This is a genomic window from Burkholderia sp. PAMC 28687 (genome assembly GCF_001577465.1).
Taxonomy (GTDB): Bacteria; Pseudomonadota; Gammaproteobacteria; order Burkholderiales; family Burkholderiaceae; genus Caballeronia.
Genome location: NZ_CP014506.1, coordinates 101,590 through 119,652, shown reverse-complemented (window position 1 = coordinate 119,652; position 18,063 = coordinate 101,590). Strand labels below are relative to the sequence as shown.

Below are 18,063 nucleotides of genomic sequence, written 5' to 3'. Positions count from 1 at the left end.
CGAGAAGACGGATAATCATGGCAACACAATCCTTTTATAGTGGACAATCGAATGACCGACCTGAGTGGTGTGAACCTCAATCGGCTGGTGGTGTTCGCGGCGGTGGTCGAAGCTGGATCGCTGACCGCCGCGGCCGACCGCCTTGGAATTGCGAAAACCATGGTCAGCACGCACATGCAGCGGCTCGAGGCGGAAGTGGGCGCCAGCCTGCTCGTGCGAACCACGCGACGCGTGAGTGTCACGGAGGCCGGCCACGCGTTTTACGCAGCGAGCCGGCAGATCCTGAGCACAGCGGAAGACGCGATTTCGGCGCTTGCGCAAGGCTCCGGCGAATTGCGCGGCACGCTGCGCGTGGCAACGCCGATCGACTACGGGACGAACGTTATCGCGCCCATGCTCGCTGGCTTGCGCCGGACGCATCCGGAGTTGAAGGTCGAGCTGGTGTCTGCGGACAGGATGGTGGATCTGGTTGCAGAAAGCGTCGATGTCGCCATTCGCCTCGGAAGGTTAGCGGACTCGAGTTATCGCGCGGTGAAAATCGGCGGTTTCGTGAAGTGGCTGGTCGCGAGTCCCGAGTTCATCAGTACATGGGGGAAGCCGACTAAACCGGAAGCGCTGGCGAAGCTGCCGTTCGTGGCCATGTCCGCGTTGGTAAAACCATTGGTGGTATCGATTGAAAGCAGGCGAGGCGCCCGGCGTACTGTCCGCTTCAGCGCGGGCTTCTTCGCCGATACATCGCCAACGTGCCGTGCAGCGACGCTCGCGGGCGGGGGCGTTGCGTTTCTCACGGACTTCTCGATTGGCGACGATGTTGCCGAGGGACGGCTGGTGCGTTTGCTGCCGGAGTGGTCAGGGGCACCCGCGGGGATTCATGCGGTGTTTCCATCGGCGCGGCAACCGGTGCCGAAGGTGCGCGTTTTCATCGATGCGTTGAAGGCTCATCTTGCGGGCGGCGTTGACGTTGTATAGTCCGGAGCAGCGTCATCACATCACAGGAGCTTCGCCATGCCGTCCTCACCCCGTCGCGCGTTGATCGTCATAGATGTTCAAAACGAATACGTCTCCGGCAATCTGCTGATCGAATACCCGGACGTCAATGTATCGCTCGCAAACATAGGCCGTGCAATCGACGCTGCTAACCGCCATCACGTGCCCGTGGTCCTGATCCAGAACATCGCGCCTGAAACGTCGCCTTTGTTCGCGCGTGGATCGGCCGGAGCCGCACTGCACGACGTGGTGAGTTCCCGGCCGCACGCGCAGGTGATCGAGAAAGCGTTGCCGAGCGCGTTCGCCGGAACGAGTCTTGGCGACTGGTTGAAGACGCACGAAATCGATACGCTCGTAATCGCTGGCTATATGACGCAAAACTGCGATGACTCCACGGTGAAGCACGCGGTACACGCGGGTATGTCGGTCGAGTTTCTCGTCGATGCCACCGGTTCCGTGCCTTATGAGAATCGGGCGGGCTATGCAAGCGCCGAAGAGATCCATCGCGTGTTCACGGTCGTGATGCAATCGCGCTTTGCCGCAGTGCTGTCAACCGACGAATGGATTGGCGTGCTCGAAAGTGGCGCTGCGCCAGTGCGCGACAACATCTACACGTCGAACCAGAAAGCACGGGCTCGCGGCTAACGTTTATTTCTCGCTCATCCACCATTTCGCCCTGGAGAAAAAATGAGACGTTTTCTTGTAGCTGCCACTTTAAGCGTGCTCGCCACAAGCGCCTTTGCGGATGCAAATAGCGAGACCTGTCAGCAGAAACAGGACAGGATCAACCAGCAGATCGAATACGCGCAGGCGCACAACAATACTGCGCAACTAAAAGGTTTGCAGACGGCGCTGGATCAGGCCAAACAAAACTGTTCTGATGCTTCACTGGAAAAGCGGCGTCAAAGCCGGATAACGAACGCACAGGCCAAAGTCAATTCACGGGTAGCCGAACTGAAAAAGGCGCAGGACAAAGGCGACGGATCAAAGAAGATCGCTTCGCAACAGCGCAAGCTGGATCAGGCACGTGAAGAACTCAAGCAGGCTCAGGAGCCAGTTGGTCCCTGATTAAAAAGAGAGCGTCCGGCTTTTCGACGGGCGCTCTTAAGTTTTCATGAGCGTTGATAACGTCGAGACGATCTCGTCGAATAGCGGCCGGTCGTCGGTCTTTTCGCTCAGACATCTGTTTTTCAATTCGATCAGCGAAGGGTCGACAGCGTCGCATCGATCGATCAATTCTTCCAGCAGGCATCCATAAGCCCTCACTTCCAGGCGCTGCAGCGATTGAGCGTGCGGGCCTTGCGGCGAATAAAACGAAGCTGCGCCAAAGTCGCCCAGCAGCGCGCGACTCTCACCGCAATGCAGGATGTTGTGTGCGTAAAGGTCGCCGTGCATGATTCCTTTCGCATGCAAATGACATGCAGCCGATGCAATGCCATAGGCCATGTTCAACGCGGCCCATCGCGTGAAGCGGACATCGTCGGCGTACACATCGCGGGTGCAGGAATCAAGGCTTGGCGGACCCGCGAGATTACGGAACTCGGGATTGATCAGCGTCAGCACGAGTGCATCAGCACCTTGCGGATGCGCGCGTACCTTCCCAAGTACCGAAATCAGATTCCCATGCTCACCCGCATTGATGCATGCCGCCATTTCGCAATGAGGCAACCCATCGCTGGTTACAGCGCCCTTGAACAATTTGACTGCAACCGGTTGAGCAGCACCATCGTTCGTGGAATACGATGCACGATAGATCACGCCGGAAGCGCCTTCACCCAGGACATGTTCAAGCGTCAGGTCGCTCCATTCGACAGGGTTGATCGGCGTGTGAATCAGTGCGTCCGCTTCCAGCGTTTCGCTTAGCGGATTGCCTGCATAAGCGAGCCAGGACAAGCGCGGCATGGACGTGAGCCACGCAGGCAGTTCATCGAGCTGATTCGCGGCGAGCCGCAGCAGTTCGAGGCGCGAACAAGCAGCAAGCGCGGACGGCAGCGTCCGCAAGCGATTACCCGCCAGCATCAGCTTCTGAAGCTTCGTGCAGTTTCCTATCTCGGGCGGCAGCATTTCAACGTGGTTGTCGGTGAGGATCAGCCAGCGAAGAGTTGCCGGCAACGATGTACCCGCCACCCTGGCGATTTGGTTCGCCTTGAACCCGATCATGCTCAACTGCTGACACTTGCCGAGTACTTCGGGCAACTCGGTGAACCGGTTGTTCGAACAGAAGATGATGCGCAGCTTGGCAAGCCGCGGAAGATCGTCCGGAAGCGACGACAACGCATTACCGGACAAGTCGAGTGATTCGAGTGTATCGGCGAGATTGAAGATTTCGCGCGGAAACTCGGTCAGCCCACACGACATTTTCAATTGCCGTGTGCCTGCCGGCAGTCCGGCGCGTAGTTGTTCGAGCGTGGTGATCACAATGCGAGATCCGAGATTGATGCCGTTTTTGTATTGCGGGATTTTACGGGGAAACGCTTGAACGAACCGGCATCAGGAATCCGCAGCAAGAATTTCGATCACAAAGTCGATAAACGCACGCACCTTCGCCGCCGGTAAATGCCGTGACGGATACAGCGCGTAAAGCGCAAACGCCTCGCCGGTCCATTCGGGCAGCAATTGCACGAGCCGGCCTTTATCGATGAGATCCTGCACGCCACTCGCCTTCAGTCGCGCGATGCCCGCGCCCGCGAGGCATGCGCCGAGCAGCGTGCCGGCGTCGTTCAAAAGCAGACGTCCCGATGTTTTCGCCGGAACAGTCTTCCGGCCCGATTTGTATTCCCATTCCATCGGTTCGCCCGTCAGCGAATTGCGCATCTGGATGCACGCGTGATCGATCAAGTCCGCGGGCGTTTCCGGCCGGCCATGCTTCCTGATGTATGACGGCGCAGCAACGGTCACGGTGCGTGTCTCCAGCAACTTGCGGGCAACCAGTGACGACGATGGCGGTTGTCCGAAGCGAACGGCAATATCGAATCCGTCGGCAACCAGGTCGCCGAGCTGGTCACGTGTAACCAGTTCAAGCGACAGTTCGGGATAGCGCTCAAGGAATCTGGCGAGATGCACCGCAAGCATGCGTCGCGAAAAATACGCATCCACGTTCACACGCAAGCGCCCCTGCACGGCGGCGGACGCGCCAGCGGTCATGGTGACGGCGTCGCCAATGCCCGCAAGCAGCGGTCCTATCTCTTCGTAAAGCCGGCGGCCTTCGTCCGTCAGCATCACCGAACGTGTGGTCCGGTCAAGCAAGCGCACGCCTATGCTCGTCTCCAGTCGCCCGACCGCGCGGCTGACACCGGACGGCGATAAACCCAGCGCGTCTGCCGCGCGCGCAAAACTTCCGCCTTCGACAATTGCGGCAAGGACGCTGATGTTGGCAAGCGTACGTCCATCGAAGCTCATGATTTATCCGGTTTTTAATTCGTGCTGAAAGGTCACTAATGAAGTGACACGAGGGCGATTCCCTCAATGATCGCGCACCCCTATGATGCACTCAATCGCAGACTATTCAAAAGGGAGTTCACCATGTACGCAATTACTGGCATCAGCGGCAAGGTCGGAGGCGCGCTTGCTCGGACGTTGTTATCGAAGGGTCTTCCGGTCCGCGCAATCGTGCGCGACCCGGGCAAAGCGCAGCACTGGGCATCGCAAGGATGCGAAAGCGCGCTCGCCGACATGGAAGACGTGGCCGCGTTGACGGCGGCGTTCAGAGGCGCGGACGGCGTATTCATTCTGCCGCCGTCGAACTTCGATCCGTCGCCGGGCTTTCCCGAGGCGCGTGTCGTGATCGATGCCGTCAAGGCTGCGCTGGAAGCCGCTAGACCGCGCAAGGTGGTGTGTCTTTCGACTATCGGTGCGCAGGCGAGCCAGTCGAATTTGCTCACGCAGCGTTCGTTGATGGAACACACATTGAGCCAGCTTTCCATGCCTGTGACGTTCCTCAGGCCCGGCTGGTTCATGGAAAACTCGGCGTGTGACGTAGCGTCTGCGCGCGATGAAGGCATCGTGCGAAGCTTCTTGCAGCCGCTCGATAAACCCGTGGCAATGATTGCCACGGCGGACGTGGGACGCGTGGCCGCGGAGCTGCTGCAACAGGACTGGACGGGAACGCGGGTCGTGGAATTGGAAGGGCCACAGCGCGTGAGTCCGAACGACATTGCCGCGACGTTTGCAAAAATCCTCGGACGCGATGTCCGTGCTGAAGCCGTGCCGCGCGAAACATGGGGCGCGCTTTTCAGGTCGCAGGGCATGAACGATCCGATGCCGCGCATCCAGATGCTCGATGGCTTCAACGAAGGCTGGATCGAGTTCGAAGGCGCCCCGATCAAAGGCGAAGTGAAGCTGGAAACAGTCTTGCGCGAGCTTGTGCAAGCTGCGGCGGGATGATCAACTGGAAGTGGTTTCCCGCGCCATATCGATGAAAGCACGCAGTGCCGGCGACGTCCTTCGCTGGCGCGGATAATACAACATGAAGCCCGGGTAATACGGGCACCAGTCCTCCAGCACGGCAACCAGACGGCCTTGATCGATGAGATCGCCAACGATCGCTTCCATGGAGAACCCGATGCCGATGCCATCCAGCGCGGCCTGCAATGTCCGCTCGAGCGTGCTTACCGTCACGCGGCCTTTGACATCGATCTCCAACCGCGTGCCGTCCTTTTCGAATTCCCATTTATAAAGCCTGCCGCTTGGAAACCGGTGACGGATGCAATTGTGGTCGAGCAGATCGTTCGGATGATGCAGCGGCGGGCGTCCTTCCAGGTAATCCGGCGTTGCAATCGCAAGACCGCGCTGCGCCGGGCCGATCGGGACCGCGACCATGTCTTCGGGGATGGACTCCTGAAAACGGATGCCGGCATCGAAACCCAGGCCGACGATATCGGCGAGGCTGTCATCTTCGACAATCTCCAGGGCAATGTCCGGATAAGCCGTCAGAAAGCGCGCCATGAGCGGCGCGACCACCAGCCGCGCCGCCACGTGCGACATGTTGAGGCGCAGCGTGCCGGTCGGCGTCGCGCGGAAGTTGTTCATCTCCTCCAAGGCGTCGCCGAGATCGTGCAGCACCGGTTGAAGACGTTCCAGCAGACGCTGACCGGCGTCGGTCAGCGCGACGCTGCGCGTGGTGCGGTTGATCAGGTTCACGCCCAGTCTTTCTTCCAGTCCGCGAATGGCGTAGCTGATCGCCGACGTGGACAGCCCCAGTTCGGCGCCGGCCTTGCGGAAGCTGCCGTGGCGCGCGACGGCAGCGAACGCGGACAAGTGCGAGAGGTTATCGGTAAGCATTGTGCAGGATTATTCAACGATTCATGCGGAAACTCAAGCTTGCGCACCACCAGCTGAGTGCCTATTGTGCATGTACGTTCAACAAAGCCACATAAGGACACCATGTTTCAAGCCCGAGGATATGCTGTTCATAGCGCTACCACGCCGCTCGTTCCTTTCAGTTTTACGCGCCGCGATACGAGGCCGAACGACGTTCGCATAGAAATCCTGTATGCCGGTATTTGTCATTCGGACCTGCATCAGGCGCGCAACGACTGGAGCAACTCGTTATATCCGATGGTGCCGGGACACGAAATCGTGGGACGCGTGGTCGAGGTCGGCAGCGATGTCCAGAAGTTCAAGGTCGGCGATTACGCGGGGGTGGGGTGCCTTGTCGATTCATGCCGGCAATGTTCGGCGTGCCGCGAGAACCTCGAACAGTATTGCGAGGAAGGCCCCACACCGACTTATAACGGGAAGGAACGCGGCAGCGAACAACTGACCTTCGGCGGTTATTCCGATCAGATCGTGGTGGAAGAGCGTTTCGTGGTGAAGGTGGCTGCGAACCTCGACTTGAAAGCAGTCGCGCCTTTATTGTGCGCGGGGATCACGACCTATTCACCGCTGCGTCATTGGAAGGTGGGGCCGGGTCAGAAAGTTGGCGTGATCGGACTTGGCGGACTCGGACATATGGGCGTCAAGTTTGCGAAGGCGCTCGGTGCGCACGTGGTCATGATCACGACTTCACCGGGTAAAGGTCAGGACGCGGCGCGTCTTGGCGCTGACGAAGTGCTGATCTCGACCGATGCCGCCCAGTTGGCTGCGCATGCCGGCAGCTTCGATTTCCTGCTCGACACCATTCCGGTTGGGCACGACCTCAACCCCTACATGGCGCTGCTCAAGCGCGACCGGACGTTGGCGTTGGTCGGCGTATTGACCGACACGGAGCCGCTTGCGGGCGTGAGTGTCATTATCGGGCGCAAGTCGGCGGCGGGCTCGGCAATTGGAGGCTTGGCTGAGACGCAGGAGATGATGGATTTCTGCGCCGAGCACGGCATTGTCAGCGACGTGGAGGTCGTGCAGATCCAGGGCGTCAACGAAGCGTATGAGCGCTTGTTGAAGAACGACGTGAAGTATCGATTCGTGATCGATATGGCTTCGCTCGCGGACGCTTGAATATAAGCATGAACAGACGACCGTAGGAACGCACGCAAAGGCCACGCACACGCGTGGCCTTTGTTTTTTTCGTTGTGCGTGATAGCGCTGCCCATAATGCGCCCGCACGGACCACATTCCGCCTTACCCCACCGGTTCCCCCAGATTCAACATCAACCGGTTCGCCCATGCAAAAATGGCGATGGAATGAATCAGGTCGAGGATCTCATCGTCGTTCAGGCCAACGTCGCGCAGCGCCTTCAACTGAGCCGGCTCGACCTCGCCCGGCCTGAGCGTCAAATCGATCGATGCCAGCACGATCGCCTTCTCGCGCGGCGTGGTCCCTGCGGTGACAGGATCGTTGAACACCTGCTCGATCACATCATCGCGTTTGGCCAATTGCTCGAACCGCTGCGCATGCACCGAAGCGCAATACACGCAGCCATTGATCCGCGATACCACCGTCGACGCCAGTTCGCGTTCAGCGCGCGGCAATCCGCCGGGCGCGTACATGATCGCGTTGAACGCGGCCGAACGCTGCCGCAAAATCTCAGGCTGATGCACGAGGAACAGGTAGTAGTCGGATTCCTTCGCCTTCGGATGGCTTTCTTCGAGCACGGCAATTTGTTCGGCCGATGCATCGGCGAGTTGCACGACGTCCAGCCACGCGTCCCATCCGAGCACGCGATTGGTAAAGCCATGTGCTTCGATCAGACGGCTCATGCGGCCTCCGTGGCATTCAGCGCCTGCAGCGCGCGCAATCCGGCAGTCAGGCGAATTTGATAGGAGAGGAACGCGATCAGTTGCGCGAGCGCGACCACGGCCGGCGTCGGGATGCCCGCGGCGGGAAGGTGTTCGAGCGCGGCCTTGTCGCCCTCGATGGGCGATTCGATCAGCGTGCGCGTGAAGACCAGCATTGCATGCAGCCGCGGTTCTTGTGTGACGATGGAACCCTGCGCGATCTGGTTGATCAAGGCGCGGTCCGCATCGATCGATGCAAGCCGTTCCGCGTAATGCGCGCCCAGTGCCGAAGCATTCGATAACGTGCACGCGTACAACGCTACGAACAAGCGATCACTCAGCGATAAATCCGGCAGCGCCGGATCGAACAGCGCTTCGTAGCTGCGCTGGGTGGCATCGGCAACTTTCTCGCGTTTGTGCCTTATGGCATGGGTCGGCGTGCCCGGCGTGAGACCCGCAATCCGGTCGACAATATCCGTATCTGTCATGCTTGCTCCTTTGCGCGAGTGCTTGTAGCAGCGTTGAGGAAATTCAGGACCGCGCGCCACGATGCTTCATCGGCGTGCGCGTTTGCTGCGGGCCGGCCACCGCCCGTGCTGATGCGTCCCGACACGGGATGCGCATACACGAGTTGGGTGGTCGGTACGTAAGGGAACACGATGGCGTGGCCGGCTTGATCGAAGTCGAGATGGTTGACCGGGTACGCATGTTTCTGCTGCTCCAGCTTGTCGACGACCATGCGCGAATAGTCGGACGATGGCCATGATCCGTCGTCAGCGGCGGAAAGCAGAAGCACGGGTCCATCGATCTGTTCCACGCGAATCCGCGCGCGTTCCACCGCTTCCTGATCGAGCAAGGCGGTGCGAATGGCGCGTTCATGGCGGTGCGGCGGCGGTCCGTCATCGAAAGGCTTCCAGCTTGCCGTGCGATTGTTTTCCCATAGATGCGGTAGCGGCTTGCCATCGATCAACCACGCCGGGCCTTCGCGGCCCGTTGCGGGATCCGCGGCGTTTTGCGCGCTGTGGACCACCGCGCCAGGCACATAACCGATCACCGCCTTGATCCGGTCTGGATAAGTCGCACCGAGCAACAACTCAAGTTCGCCGCCGCGCGATTGTCCGCTGACTGCAATGAAGCCATGCGCGGGCTGCAACTCGCGGCTGATCCAGTCGAGCGCGCGGCGGAAATATTCGAGCGGCGTGTTCGAGATGTAATCGGATAGTCCCGGTGTCTTGAAGTAGCCGAGCGCAAGGGCGGCATATCCACGCGATGCATACAGCGCACCGCGCGGCTCATTGATGCCGCCGCCCGATCCATTCAGCACGAGCACGACCGGATGCGGTCCCGGCGTTGCTGGAACGAACAGGGTGCCAACGCAACCGTCCTCGCGCATCTCGCGTCGTTGAACGCCCGGTGCCATCAGGCGTTGTGTCAACACGGCTTCGTCCAGGCACTTTCCATCGGCATCGAAAACTTCGACGCGCGTGGTCAGCGCGTCGCTTACATCCGCCGGGAACACCTCGCGCTTGCCGGTTTCAACGGGCGTTTGCGACCAGATCAGTCCCATCGGCGACACATCGCTGTAATCGCCTTCAACAGGTGCATCGCGCGAAAGGTCGATAACGCCATCCGCGTCCGCGCGATATACCGCGCGGCTTGTCCAGATCACGCCATCGCCGCGCGCAGTGTGCGTGCGCAACCCGATCAACGTGCCCGCTTGCGAACCGCCAACCAGGATGCGGCGCGGGACGTCGATCAGGTCATCGGCCGGAGTGATCGTGATGTATGTCATGCCGGCCTCAATTGCCGATGCGCGTGACCATCATCGCGGTCGTCCGGTCGCTGACGGCCGGGGTCACCTTCAGCCCCTTCTTCGCGGCCCAGATGTTTTGATAATGGAAAAGCGGAATGACGCCCACGTCGTCGCTCACCACCTTCACCGATCCGCGCAGGATCGTTTCGCGCTTGGCGGCGTCGAACTCGGCGGTCGCGGCATCGAGCGCGTGATCGACGGCGGGACTGCTATAGCGGCCCCAGTTCGATGAACCAATGCCCTTCTTTGCATCGACGGTGCCGAGGATGTTGACGAGCGCGTAGCTCGCTTCGCCCGTGCCGTTACCCCACGCGATCATGCTCATCGCGAACTCGTTTTTATTCGCCCGGCTTGCGTAAACCGCCCATGGCATGACCTCGACCTTCGTCTTCACGCCAATGCGCGTCCAGAATTGCGCGACGGCCTGCGCCGTTTCAGGTGCTTGCGGATAACGGTCGTTCGGCACGCTGAGCGTCAACTGGAAACCATCGGGGAAACCCGCTTCGGCAAGCAGTTTCTTCGCCTGGGCCGGATCGTTCGGGATGTCCTTGACATCAGGGTTATAACCGAAGGTCTTCGCCGGCATCCATTGGTTCGCGACCGTCGCTGCACCTTGCAGGATGCGGTCGGTGATCGCGGGACGATTGATCGCAAGGGACAACGCGCGGCGCACGCGTACATCGAGGAGCGGGTTTTTTGGCAGGGGCTTGCCGGCGTTATCGGTGATATAGGGGCTCGGTCCTTCGCGGAAACTCGGTTGAAGTAGCAGGACGCGCAGGCCTGGATACGCGTAGACGGAAACCTTCGGCGATTGCTTCAGGCGCGGCAAATCGGAGACAGAGACTTTGTCGATCATGTCGACATCGCCCGACAACAGCGCCGCCGTCCGGGCCGCCGCGTTGCTGACGTAGCGATAGTTCACCGTGTCCCAGAGCGGCTTCGCGCCCCAGTATGCGTCGTTGCGTTTCATCACTACGCGGTCCCCGGGCGTGTATGAGACGAACTTGTAGGGTCCCGATCCGACCATCGCGCGGCCGGCGTTGTAGTCTTCACTCGATGACTTCTCGCCCACATGCTTGCTGACGATATGCACAGATGTCAGGTTCAGCGGCAGGTCGGGCGTCGGCGTGCTCGTCTTGATGACGAGCGTGTACGGATCGGGCGCGGTCACTGACGCGACGGTGCGCAGATAACCCGCAAAGGTCGCAATGGTGCCCGGTACATTGCGCGCGCGCTGGTAAGAGTAGATGACGTCATCAGCGGTGAACGGCGCACCGTCCTGCCACTTCACATCATGGCGCAGCTTGAATTCCCAGGTATCGTTACCCGTCGCTTTCCAGCTGGTGGCGAGTCCGGGTGCGAGCACGTTGTCGTGGTTTTCGACCAGCAAGTCCCAGAAGTGCAGATCAACGGAACGGTCGCCCGCGTAGTTGTTCAACTGCGGATCGAGCGATGACAACGGATCGGCGAACGCAATGTTGAGCGTCTGCGCGGATGTGGCCGAACTGAACAACGCCGCGCCGGCGAGGGTTACGCTCAGCGTGGAAAGGATCAGGCGATTCACGATGCAATTCCTTTTCTTGAAGTATGTTCTGGATTGAAGAATCATTGAGCGTCGTTCAGGTGACAGGCGCTGACGTGTTCGATGGCAATGCCGCGCAAGGTCGGGACTTCGGTCTTGCAGCGCGGCATTGCGTGCGGACATCGCGGATGGAAATGGCAACCGGACGGCGGCGCGAGCGGACTCGGCATTTCGCCGCGAATGGCGGTGAAGTGCTTTTTGCGCGCATCGATACGAGGAATCTCCGCAAGCAAGGTTTGCGTGTACGGATGGTTCGGACGCCGGAATATCTGTTCAACAGGCGCGCTTTCCACCACGCGACCGAGATACATGATCACCACGCGATCGGATAATTGTTCGACCACGCCAAGATCGTGGCTGATGAACAAATACGTGAGGTTCAACTGCTCGCGCAGGTCCATGAAGAGATTCAGGATCTGCGCTTGTATTGATACATCCAGCGCGGCTACGGCTTCGTCGCAGACGAGCATCGACGGATTGACGGCAAGCGCCCGCGCGATACCAATGCGCTGCCGCTGACCGCCGCTGAATTCATGCGGGTATCTGTCTGCCAGTGACGGATCGAGCCCCGCGCGTTTCAGTTGCGCAGCCACGTATGCGTCGAGATCGGCGCGTTCGACCATGCCGTGAATCAGCGGTGCCTCACCGACGATATCGCGCACCCGCCGCCTCGGATTCAGGCTCGAATACGGGTCCTGGAAAATCATCTGGATCGCAAGCCTGGCGGCACGCAATGCGTCGGGTGACATGGATTCGCGATCGTGGCCGTCGACCATCACATCGCCTTCCGTCGGCGCGATGAGGCCCGAGACGATCCGGCCGAGCGTCGATTTTCCGCAGCCCGATTCGCCGACAAGACCGACTACTTCGCCGGGCTGTATTGCGAGATCGACGTGATCGACTGCACGCGTGATTGCATGCGGCGCGAGGAGTTTGCGTTCACGCAGCCAGCGCGCTGCAGCGTTGTCGTCGCGTTCGCCAAAGCGCTGGCTGACACCGCGCAGCTCGATGAGGCTCATGCTGTTGTCTCCGTGGGCACGTCGGCATGACGGCCCGGGTGGAAGCAGCGCACGAGATGCCTGCCATGTTCAGCGGCCTTCGCAGCAGGCGACGGGCCGAGCGCCGGCGGCGTGGTGCAGATTGAAGTCGCACGCGTGCAGCGCGGCGCGAACGCGCAGCCCGGCGGCAATGAACGCAAGTCGGGCGTGATGCCCGCTATCTGCGTCAGCCTTCTGTGACGCGTGTTGAGGCTCGGCAAGCTGTCGATCAGACCTGCCGTGTAGGGATGCTGCGGATGATCGAGCACTGCATCGACGGTGCCTTGCTCCACGATCCTGCCGGCATACATCACGGCGATGTCGTCGGCGAGACCCGCGACCACGGACAGGTCGTGCGTGATCCAGATCAGCGATGTACCTTGCGTGCGCACGAGCGTCTGCACCTCGGACAGGATCTGCGCCTGGATGGTCACGTCGAGCGCGGTCGTGGGTTCATCGGCGATGATCAAATCAGGCTTGTGCAGCATGGCAATCGCGATCGCCACGCGCTGGCGCATGCCGCCCGACAACTGATGCGGATACGCACGCAGACGTTCGCCAGGACTTGCGATACCCATTGCCGCGAGCGCTTCGCTTGCCTGCTCACGGGCGGTACTGCGGCTTACATTCCGATGCGCACGCACGGCTTCGATCATCTGCTCGTCGACGCGTTGCACGGGGTTGAGCGTGGACATCGGGTCCTGGAACACCATCGCAATACGGCTGCCGCGCAGGCGCCGCATTTCGGCTTCCGGCAGACCAACAATATTCCTTCCCTTGAACAGGATCTCGCCGCCGACCACGCGGCCGGGTGCATCGATCAGTCCTATGATCGAGAAACCGGTCACGGATTTCCCTGATCCAGATTCCCCGACCAGACCCAGCACGCGACCGCGGCCGAGCGTCAGCGATACATCCTCGACCGCAGGCAGCTCGCCTTCGCGCGTGAAGAAGCGCGTCTTCAGGCCGCGGACTTCGAGGGTGGTATCGGAAGTATGAAAGGCTGCGTCGCTCATTTCACGAACCTCGGATTGAGCAATTCGCGCAGACGGTCGCCGACCATGTTGATCGATACGAGGATGGCCAGCAGCGCGAGACCCGGGTAGACGCTCGTCCAGTATTCGCCCGAGAGCATGGTCTGGTAGCCGTTGGCAATCAGCAGCCCGAGCGATGGTTCCGTGATCGGCACGCCGAGCCCGAGAAACGACAACGTTGCTTCCAGCGTGATTGCGCGTGCGACCTGCAGCGTGCCGACTACGATCAGCGGCGGCAGGCAATTCGGCAGCATATGAACGAGCACGATGCGCCAGTTCGGAATTGCCAGGCTGCGCGCCGGTTCGACATACTCGCGCCGGGCTTCGACTAAAGCCTGCGCGCGCGCTGTGCGGGCGTAGTACGCCCATTCGATTAGCACCAAAGTGAGCACGACGTTCGTCACGCTTTTGCCGAGGAACGCGAGCAGCATCATCGCGACCAGGATGGACGGGAAGGCGAGCAGCAAATCGACAAGCCGCATGATGAGGCTGTCCACCTTGCCGCCTGCGTATGCCGCGATCAATCCGAATACTGTGCCAACGACGCCCGCGATTACTGCCGAGCCAAGACCCACTGACAAGCTCAGGCGCAAGCCATAGAGCATCGCTGAATAGAGGTCGCGGCCCTGGCCGTCGGTACCGAGCCAGTACGCGTGGGTGCCGGCGCTGTTCATGGAGCCGGGCGGAAGGCGGGCATCGAGGACGTCGAGCTGAAGGAGGTCGTAGGGATTTTGCGGCGTAATGTACGGCGCGAAAACCGCGGCGAGCATGAGCAACACCGCAACGATCAACGCGCCTAGCGCGACCGGCGAGCGCACGAAATCGGCCACGAGTTGACGCCACGGCGACCGGCGCTTCGATACAGCGCGCACAGGCGTTTCGGGAACGAGAGGCGTGGTGCTCATCGCGCGCCCTCCAGCCGCACGCGCGGATCGAGGAATTTATAAAGGATATCGACCAGCAGGTTCAGCGTGACGAACATGCACACGACCACGATCAGGTATGAAAGGATCACCGGCCGATCGAGCGCGTTGATGCTGTCGAGAATCAGCTTGCCTGCGCCGGGCCACGAGAAAACGGTCTCCGTCACGACCGCGAACGCAATGGTCGAACCAAACTCGAGTCCGATCACCGTGACGAGCGGTATCAGCGTGTTGCGCAAGATATGCACGAGCACGACACGCATCGGCGACAAACCCTTGGCGCGCGCAAAGCGAACATGTTCCATCGGCATGACTTCGCGCACGCCGGCGCTCGTCAGGCGCAACACGAGCGAGACCTTGAAAAGCGAGAGATTCAGCGCGGGCAAAATAAGGTGGCGCAGCCCGTCGATGGTCAGCCACGACCATTGCACACCAAACAGGCTTGCAGTTTCACCGCGCCCGCTCGCAGGCAGCCATCCGAGCTTTACGCTGAAGAGCATGATCAGCATCAGGCCCACCCAGAACGTAGGCAGCGAGAAGCCGACAATGCTGCCCGTCATCAACATCTTCGAAAGCGGATTGCGCGGATGCAAGCCCGAAAAAAGCCCAAGCGGAATGCCGATGAAAAGCGCCAGCAGCAGCGCCGATACCGCCAGTTCGAGTGTCGCCGGAAGGCGTTGCAGGATCAGGCGAATCGCGGGTTCGTTATAAACGAAGCTATTGCCGAGATCGCCGTGCGCGGCGCCCGCGAGAAACGCGAGGTACTGCTTCCACAGCGGCTGATCGAGGCCAAGTTGCGCGATGATCCGCGCGCGATCGACCTGGTCGACATCCTGCCCGATGAGGATATCGATTGGATTGCCGATCGCATGCAAGCCGATGAATACGATCAGCGTCATCAGCAGCACAACGAACGCCGCTTGCGCGACGCGGCGAACGAGCCAGCCGCTCATCGGTCCTCCGCATACTGGGGCGGTGCGTCGGCGGGCGTGAATTCATCGCCGAAGAGTTCGGGCTCCGCGTAGGCTTCGAGCGCCGCGTAATGCTGCTCCACGTCTTCGCGGTACAGCAAACTCGCGATGCCTTGCGAGAGACGTTTCGCGCCCGTGCTGATGGCGGGAATGTCGCCGGAGACGGCGCCGTGCGAAAGCGTTGCCGGATAGCAGAAGCAATGAACATTCGACAAACCCGGGCAATCCCCCGGCGTTTTCTCGAGGAACTCGAAGGCGGGGCCGACATCGGGCGAGTCGGACAGTTCGGCGTCTTCTTCGCCGGGTGGCGGGGTGTACCGGTCGGCCCATGTGCGGATGAACGGCGCGAACGCGGCGAATTCCGGGCGCGCGTTCCAGTTTACCTTGAAGCCCGTCGAGACGATCAGGAAGTCAGCCGCGAACGTGCCCTTCGGCGTGTGGATGGCTAGACCATCGGCTGTTTCTTCCACCGACAAAACCGGGCAGCCAAGATTGAACCGCACGCTGGGATGATGACGCGACACCCGTAACGTGCTGCCCCGCGGCGGCGGCACCTGCACCGTATTGATGTAGTGCCGGATCTTCCACTTCCATTCATCGGGAAGAGTCTGGTGGCCGTGCGTCAGGCCCGGATTGCCTGCACCCTTGCCCTTGTTCACGCGTGGCAGGTCCGGACGTCTGATCAGCAAATCGACACTCGCAGCGCCGGCTTCGAGTGCGGTCGCCGCACTGTCCATGGCCGACGATCCGCCCCCGACGACGGCAATACGCTTGCCGCGAAGCGTGCTGAAATCAACCCTGTCCGATGAATGCGCCCAACGCGAACGCGGCAACCCGTCGATAAAACCCGGCAACGCCGGTCCGCCCAGACCATCGCGTCCGGTTGCAAGCACGACGCGCCGCGCGAAGACATCGAAACGTTTTTCGTGCGTGCGAACGCTCAGCACCACAAGACCATCCGCACGCGGCGTCACGGCTTCGATGGTGTGGCCATTGCGGACGTCGAGTGCGAGCACGCGGCGATACCAGACCAGATATTCCATCCACTGCAGCCGGTCGATCTTGTCGAGCGCCTGCCATGCTTCAGCCCCGAACTGCGCTTCGAACCACGCGCGAAACGTGAGTGCGGGCAAGCCGAGCGCCGGCCCGGTCAGCTGTTTTGGCGAGCGTAGCGTTTCCATGCGCGCAGTCGTGGCCCAAGGTCCTTCGAGCCCCTGCGGCGAGCGATCGAAGATGCGTGCGCGCACGCCCAGCAACTTAAGCGCCGCAGATGCCGCCAGTCCCGCCATCCCGCCGCCGATCACCGCGACGTCCAGCACATCATGGCCATCGTGCGTCCTGCTCGTCACCCATTCGCGCGCCGGCAATTCGAGAAGGGACAGGTCCTCGGCGAGCCGCGCCTCGAGCGCCGCGAGCCCTTTGATCTGGTTCGATGAAACGATGATGTCGAGGCTCACGTGGCGGGCTCTTCGGTCGGATTGAGGGTGTCGTCGGCATCGCCGTAGAGCGCCTGGAGAATCGCGCTGTGCTGGCCGGCGTCGTGCAGGACGAAGTCGGGGAGGATCTCGGCGGCGGCGTGCATGAGGGCATCGGCGGCGGCCAGCGTCGCCGCGCTCGGCGGCCGGAACTCCGGTGTGATGACGCCGAACAGGAACGGTATGCGGATATCGAGCGGGCGCAGCACCACGCCTTCCACGGGCAAACCGTGTGCGGTCACCGGTTCCAGCACGGCGAGCCCGAGGCCCGCGCGAACGGCTCCAAGCGCATTAAGCGATGAATTCGTTTCGATCACGCCAGCCGTGCGCACGCCGGCTTGCGCGAACGCCGCATCGAGACGGGGGCGCAGGCGGTAGGGGTTTTGCATCGTTACAAGACGGCGGCCGGCGAAGTCGCTCAACGCGATACGCGGCGCTTTTGCCAGCGGGTCATCGGCGCGCACCGCGGCCACGCACGCAGACTCGCCAATCCAGTGAACGAGCACGCCGCGATGTTCCAGCGGCAAGCTGGAAACGCCCATATCGACCATGCCGTTCAGAACGGCATCGACGACCTGTTCGGGCGCGGCGCTGCGCAGATGCACGGATTCGAGCGCATGGGTCAGGTCGAGCAGTGCGAGCGCGTGGGGCACGAGGCCGGCCGCAAGCGCTGACGTGGCCGCGATGGTCAGCGGCGGTGGCGCCTGCAACGCAATCTGTTCCGCACGCGATTTGACCTGTCTCAGGCTTGCAAGCGTGCGTTCTACGTCCTGGTAAAGCTCGGACGCCTCGCGGGTCGGCGCGACGCGCGGACCGAAACGCTGGAATAGCGGGTAGCCGATCTCCGCCTCGAGTTCTTGTATGGAACGCGATACCGCCGGCTGCGATCGCCCGAGCAAGCGCCCGGCAGCGGTGACGCTTCCGGCGGACATGACGGCGGCAAAGGCTTCGAGTTGGCGAATTTCCATGGCCGGCGGATTGGGTATCAGTGAATGCAGAAAACACATTCTTGCGCCGCGACCATGCGAAATGCAAATGATCAAAAATTATATTGATAGATAAAAGCGCGAAGCAGGGCCCCTTTCT

18 protein-coding genes are annotated in these 18,063 nt (G+C 61.1%); 5 read left to right on the top strand and 13 right to left on the bottom strand.

Features of this window, described 5'->3' with window-relative positions:
• Positions 1-51 precede the first annotated feature (51 nt).
• The 3 genes from AX768_RS15855 to AX768_RS15845 are packed head-to-tail and all read left to right on the top strand — an operon-like array spanning position 52 to position 2,055.
• Complete coding sequence (locus AX768_RS15855; protein ID WP_062001112.1) at positions 52-969, top strand: LysR family transcriptional regulator; 918 nt, start codon at positions 52-54, stop codon at positions 967-969.
• A 36-nt stretch (positions 970-1,005) separates the two neighbouring features.
• The gene (locus AX768_RS15850) at positions 1,006-1,632 is read left to right on the top strand and encodes a cysteine hydrolase family protein (protein ID WP_062001111.1); all 627 of its coding nucleotides are present in this window, start codon (positions 1,006-1,008) and stop codon (positions 1,630-1,632) included.
• A gap of 42 nt (positions 1,633-1,674) precedes the next feature.
• Positions 1,675-2,055: a DUF1090 domain-containing protein gene (locus AX768_RS15845; RefSeq protein ID WP_082778896.1), complete on the top strand. Its 381-nt coding sequence runs from the start codon at positions 1,675-1,677 to the stop codon at positions 2,053-2,055.
• A 36-nt stretch (positions 2,056-2,091) separates the two neighbouring features.
• Here AX768_RS15845 and AX768_RS15840 read toward each other — a convergent pair whose 3' ends face one another.
• The gene (locus tag AX768_RS15840; RefSeq protein ID WP_062001109.1) at positions 2,092-3,405 is read right to left on the bottom strand and encodes a leucine-rich repeat-containing protein kinase family protein; all 1,314 of its coding nucleotides are present in this window, start codon (positions 3,403-3,405) and stop codon (positions 2,092-2,094) included.
• 72 nt (positions 3,406-3,477) lie between these two features.
• Positions 3,478-4,386 (bottom strand): LysR family transcriptional regulator, encoded by a 909-nt coding sequence (locus AX768_RS15835; protein ID WP_062001108.1) that lies wholly within the window; start codon positions 4,384-4,386, stop codon positions 3,478-3,480.
• A 123-nt stretch (positions 4,387-4,509) separates the two neighbouring features.
• Here AX768_RS15835 and AX768_RS15830 point away from each other — a divergent pair, with 123 nt between their 5' ends.
• Positions 4,510-5,370: an NmrA family NAD(P)-binding protein gene (locus tag AX768_RS15830; protein WP_062001107.1), complete on the top strand. Its 861-nt coding sequence runs from the start codon at positions 4,510-4,512 to the stop codon at positions 5,368-5,370.
• Here the strand turns inward: AX768_RS15830 and AX768_RS15825 are convergent, their stop codons facing one another.
• Positions 5,371-6,267 (bottom strand): LysR substrate-binding domain-containing protein, encoded by an 897-nt coding sequence (locus tag AX768_RS15825; protein ID WP_062001106.1) that lies wholly within the window; start codon positions 6,265-6,267, stop codon positions 5,371-5,373.
• A gap of 102 nt (positions 6,268-6,369) precedes the next feature.
• Here AX768_RS15825 and AX768_RS15820 point away from each other — a divergent pair, with 102 nt between their 5' ends.
• The gene (locus AX768_RS15820) at positions 6,370-7,422 is read left to right on the top strand and encodes an NAD(P)-dependent alcohol dehydrogenase (RefSeq protein WP_062001105.1); all 1,053 of its coding nucleotides are present in this window, start codon (positions 6,370-6,372) and stop codon (positions 7,420-7,422) included.
• 123 nt (positions 7,423-7,545) lie between these two features.
• Here AX768_RS15820 and AX768_RS15815 read toward each other — a convergent pair whose 3' ends face one another.
• Genes AX768_RS15815 through AX768_RS15770 form a run of 10 tightly spaced genes read right to left on the bottom strand, consistent with a single transcriptional unit; the run spans position 7,546 to position 17,945 of the window.
• Positions 7,546-8,124 (bottom strand): peroxidase-related enzyme, encoded by a 579-nt coding sequence (locus AX768_RS15815; RefSeq protein WP_062001104.1) that lies wholly within the window; start codon positions 8,122-8,124, stop codon positions 7,546-7,548.
• Positions 8,121-8,630, bottom strand: coding sequence for a CMD domain protein (locus AX768_RS33260; RefSeq protein ID WP_062001103.1), 510 nt, complete (start codon positions 8,628-8,630; stop codon positions 8,121-8,123). Before AX768_RS33260 ends, AX768_RS15815 begins: the two co-directional genes overlap by 4 nt.
• Positions 8,627-9,934 (bottom strand): acyl-CoA thioesterase/BAAT N-terminal domain-containing protein, encoded by a 1,308-nt coding sequence (locus AX768_RS15805; RefSeq protein WP_062001102.1) that lies wholly within the window; start codon positions 9,932-9,934, stop codon positions 8,627-8,629. Before AX768_RS15805 ends, AX768_RS33260 begins: the two co-directional genes overlap by 4 nt.
• Before the next feature lie 7 nt (positions 9,935-9,941).
• Complete coding sequence (locus AX768_RS15800; RefSeq protein WP_172811978.1) at positions 9,942-11,519, bottom strand: ABC transporter substrate-binding protein; 1,578 nt, start codon at positions 11,517-11,519, stop codon at positions 9,942-9,944.
• Between the two features lie 41 nt (positions 11,520-11,560).
• Entirely contained in the window at positions 11,561-12,556 is a 996-nt protein-coding gene (locus AX768_RS15795) for an ABC transporter ATP-binding protein (RefSeq protein WP_062001100.1), read from the bottom strand.
• Positions 12,553-13,590 carry an ABC transporter ATP-binding protein gene (locus tag AX768_RS15790; protein WP_062001099.1) on the bottom strand — a complete coding sequence of 346 codons (1,038 nt, stop codon included), beginning with the start codon at positions 13,588-13,590 and terminating at the stop codon, positions 12,553-12,555. Before AX768_RS15790 ends, AX768_RS15795 begins: the two co-directional genes overlap by 4 nt.
• Entirely contained in the window at positions 13,587-14,513 is a 927-nt protein-coding gene (locus tag AX768_RS15785) for an ABC transporter permease (protein WP_062001098.1), read from the bottom strand. The genes AX768_RS15790 and AX768_RS15785 overlap by 4 nt, the downstream gene beginning before the upstream one ends.
• Positions 14,510-15,484: an ABC transporter permease gene (locus AX768_RS15780; RefSeq protein WP_062001097.1), complete on the bottom strand. Its 975-nt coding sequence runs from the start codon at positions 15,482-15,484 to the stop codon at positions 14,510-14,512. The genes AX768_RS15785 and AX768_RS15780 overlap by 4 nt, the downstream gene beginning before the upstream one ends.
• A complete protein-coding gene (locus tag AX768_RS15775) occupies positions 15,481-16,959 on the bottom strand; it encodes a flavin-containing monooxygenase (protein WP_172811977.1) in 1,479 nt (492 codons plus the stop codon). Before AX768_RS15775 ends, AX768_RS15780 begins: the two co-directional genes overlap by 4 nt.
• Complete coding sequence (locus AX768_RS15770; protein ID WP_062002257.1) at positions 16,956-17,945, bottom strand: LysR family transcriptional regulator; 990 nt, start codon at positions 17,943-17,945, stop codon at positions 16,956-16,958. Before AX768_RS15770 ends, AX768_RS15775 begins: the two co-directional genes overlap by 4 nt.
• Positions 17,946-18,063: the final 118 nt, after the last annotated feature.